This is a genomic window from Brucella haematophila, from assembly GCF_005938105.1.
GTDB lineage: Bacteria > Pseudomonadota > Alphaproteobacteria > Rhizobiales > Rhizobiaceae > Brucella > Brucella haematophila.
On the sequence record NZ_VCPE01000048.1, the window covers coordinates 1 to 2,464 of the forward strand.

Sequence of the window (2,464 nt, forward strand, 5' to 3'; positions counted from 1 at the left end):
GTAAGCGGTGTCTCACTCACACCGGGCCGGTATAATTCCATGGTAATAGTTGGTCGATTTGGCTCTGCTTATGGCCATTGACGATTGCGGTGAGGGTAGCGGTCAGCCACTTTTGCGGATCGACTGAATTGAGTTTGCACGTCTCAATCAGTGAGGCGATTGTAGCCCAGTTATGAGCGCCTGCTTCATGACCTGCGAATAATGCATTTTTTCTGCTCAATGCTATTGGCCGAATTGTTCTTTCGACGCTGTTGTTATCCAGCTCGACGCGGCCGTCAGACAGAAACAGGCACAAGCCGTCCCAGTATTTAGCGATGTATTTCAACGCCTCGCCCAATGGGGCTTTTGCCGATACGCGTGCGCGGTGATGCGCAAGCCATGTTTGCATATCGATGATCAGCGGCTTTGATTGTGCCTGACGAACTGCGAGCCGGGCTTCTGGATTGAGACCACGCAATTCAGCTTCGATCTTATAGAGTTGGCCGATCCGCTTTACACCGTCTTCAGCAATCGGGGACGAGCCTGTGCGCGTGATTTCTATGAGCTTGCGACGCGCATGAGCCCAGCAGAAAGCCAATTGTATATTCTGACCAACACGATCTGGCGCGACCAGTCGATTGTAGCCTGCATAGCCATCCACTTGCAGAATACCGTTGAAGTCCTTCAATATCTGTTCGGCATATTGGCCAGATCGTCCGGGCGCATAAGTGAAAGCGACACCGGGCGGAGCATTGCTGCCCCATGGTCGATCATCCCGAGCCAAAGCCCAAAAATATCCTGTTTTGGTCTTTCCTGATCCAGGATCAAGAACCGGTGCACGCGTCTCATCCATGAAGAGTTTGCTTGATCGCTTCAGATCAGCAATCAGCGCATCAAAGACAGGGCGCAGCTCAAAGGCTGCCCGTCCCACCCAGTCAGCAAGTGTCGAGCGATCTATGTCGATGCCCTGACGGCCCATAATCTGGGCCTGGCGATAAAGCGGAAGATGGTCGGCATATTTAGATACCAGCACATGCGCAACTGTTGCTTCCGTCGGCAAGCCTGACGGGATCAATCGCGCTGGAGCGGGTGCTTGCACAACACCATCAGTGCAAGCGCGGCATGCGTATTTGGGACGATGCGTGACAATGACGCGAAACTGCGCAGGGATCACATCCAGTCGCTCAGAAACATCTTCGCCAATGCAATGCATGCAACCACCGCAGGCGCAAATCAGACTTTCCGGTTCTATCACTTCGTCGATACGTGGCAGGTGCTTTGGAAGAGAACCGCGATTGATGGCACGTGGCTTTGAGGCAGGCTTGGTGGACGCTGTATCCGCTTCATCCTCCGCATGGATCGCCGCAATAGCTGTTTCCAGATCTTCCAGGGCCAGATCAAACTGCTCAGGATTAATCTTCTCTGACTTGCGTCCAAAAGCGGCCTGTTTGAAGGCTGCAACCAGCTTCTCCAGCCGCGCAATCCGATCATCCTTACGAAGACCGAGCGCTGTTGCTGCAATCAGAAGCGCCTTCAACTCAGCAATATCATTGGGAAGATCAGAGGCATCCAGCATGGGCCAAACTTACCAAATCCGGCCTTGATATGCTTGAGGATTATGCTGTCAGAGTCATCGTGCCGCAGCTATGAGACAGGTGCTCAATAGCTATTCAACCGTAATCGGCGCTCTCACCTCCACTGCGCGCACACGTCGCCAGTCAAGCCCAGCAAACAAAGCCTCAAACTGTGCATGGTTCAACGACATCAGCCCATCCCGGATCTCTGGCCAGCTGAACGTATGGGCTTCCAAACGCTTATAAGCCAGAACCATACCTGTGCCATCCCAGTAGATCAGTTTTAGCCGATCGGCCTTGCGCGAGCGAAAAACAAATACAGTTCCAGTGAAAGGATCTTTGCGCAATTCGTTCTTCACCAACGAAGCTAGCCCGTCATGCCCTCTGCGGAAGTCAACAGGCTTTGTTGCCACCATGATCCGCACCCGATTGGAAGGAAATATCATGATGAGACTGCCAGTCCACGTGCAACTGCAACAATACGCGAAATCGGCGCACCCGATTCAAGACGTACTGTCACTGAACCAATGCATATCTCCACGCAGCTGGTGTCAGAGCCCGGTTGTTCCGCCAAGGGCTCGCTGATCACCAACCCTGCGAATTCTATTCCGTCTTCCGGTGCTGGCAAAACCAGTTGACCGCGCTTGGCTAGCGTTCGCCACATAGATAATCTGTTTGCTCGAACACCATAACGCTGCGCCACATCAACCACACGGGAACCAGGCCGAAGCGTTTCTGAGACCAGTCTGGCCTTGAATTCCGGCGTCCATTTATTGCTTCCCCCGCTAATACTCTTCTCAGGGGTGAGAAACTCCACCGTAGGCCCCATGGGGAAACTCCTTCATCCATCCATGAAAAGCCCTTCGCAGATCAAACAGCGCGAGAAAATGTGGGGCCGAAACAGCGGTTAC

The 2,464-nt window shown here is 53.2% G+C and carries 3 protein-coding genes; all 3 read right to left on the bottom strand.

Annotated elements, in window-relative coordinates:
• Window positions 1–16: 16 nt before the first annotated feature.
• The 3 genes from tnpC to FGI60_RS26845 all read right to left on the bottom strand — a co-directional run bounded on the left by tnpC (window position 17) and on the right by FGI60_RS26845 (window position 2,382).
• Entirely contained in the window at window positions 17–1,555 is a 1,539-nt protein-coding gene (tnpC, locus tag FGI60_RS26125; RefSeq protein ID WP_138787575.1) for an IS66 family transposase, read from the bottom strand.
• Between the two features lie 90 nt (window positions 1,556–1,645).
• Window positions 1,646–1,999 (bottom strand): IS66 family insertion sequence element accessory protein TnpB, encoded by a 354-nt coding sequence (gene tnpB, locus FGI60_RS26130; RefSeq protein WP_138787576.1) that lies wholly within the window; start codon window positions 1,997–1,999, stop codon window positions 1,646–1,648.
• Window positions 1,996–2,382 (bottom strand): transposase, encoded by a 387-nt coding sequence (locus FGI60_RS26845; protein ID WP_138787577.1) that lies wholly within the window; start codon window positions 2,380–2,382, stop codon window positions 1,996–1,998. Before FGI60_RS26845 ends, tnpB begins: the two co-directional genes overlap by 4 nt.
• Window positions 2,383–2,464: the final 82 nt, after the last annotated feature.

What these genes read in the sequence shown, in the direction of transcription:
- tnpC (WP_138787575.1), bottom strand. Translation starts at nt 1,555, where the DNA reads ATGCTGGATGCCTCTGATCTTCCCAATGATATTGCTGAGTTGAAGGCG.
- tnpB (WP_138787576.1), bottom strand. Translation starts at nt 1,999, where the DNA reads ATGATATTTCCTTCCAATCGGGTGCGGATCATGGTGGCAACAAAGCCT.
- FGI60_RS26845 (WP_138787577.1), bottom strand. Translation starts at nt 2,382, where the DNA reads ATGGGGCCTACGGTGGAGTTTCTCACCCCTGAGAAGAGTATTAGCGGG.